The organism is Thiolapillus sp. (assembly GCF_048562965.1).
Lineage (GTDB): Bacteria > Pseudomonadota > Gammaproteobacteria > Chromatiales > Chromatiaceae > Thiolapillus > Thiolapillus brandeum_A.
The window spans coordinates 1-516 of the sequence record NZ_JBHNMF010001683.1; the positions used below are offsets into that span (position 1 = coordinate 1).

Genomic DNA, 516 nt, shown 5'->3' on the forward strand with positions numbered 1-516 from the left:
TACCCGACATCCCAGTCGACTGCTATACACCTGAATACAATTGTGCACTTCTCTGGCAACGTCTCCAGTCAGCACTCTATAGCGGTATTTCGGTACCCAGACAATATGGTATTGGTATTGGCAATGCCAGAGAACATGCGTTAACTTTTCAAAACGGCTCATTGTTATTTCTCCGAAATTCAGTTGTGGGGACAACTCAGTTCCGGGTTGTAACATGGGCCGTATCAGTCGTGACAGGCTAAGCCTATCACTCATGACCACGTCCTAAGGACGTGGGTTTCTACGCTAAACTAAAAAACAAGCTTCTGCTGCCACTGCGTCGCATAAACCCTCTAGTCTCGGATTGGATTCCATCGGTGATCTGTCCGGCTTGCTGAACCAGCCGACCGGTGGGAGCGGCGGGCCGCTGGAGCTGCCCATCGATCTGATCGATGAAGATCCGAATCAACCACGTCACGAAGACAGCCCCGGTTTCTCCAAGCAGAGTCTCGGCGAGCTGGCCGAGACGATCCGGGA

General features: G+C 52.1%; 1 protein-coding gene. It reads right to left on the reverse strand.

What is annotated here, in order from left to right:
• On the reverse strand, positions 1-162 hold a 162-nt coding region (locus tag ACOCD2_RS26200; RefSeq protein WP_419625670.1), incomplete at its 3' end, for a transposase.
• Between the last annotated feature and the right edge of the window lie 354 nt (positions 163-516).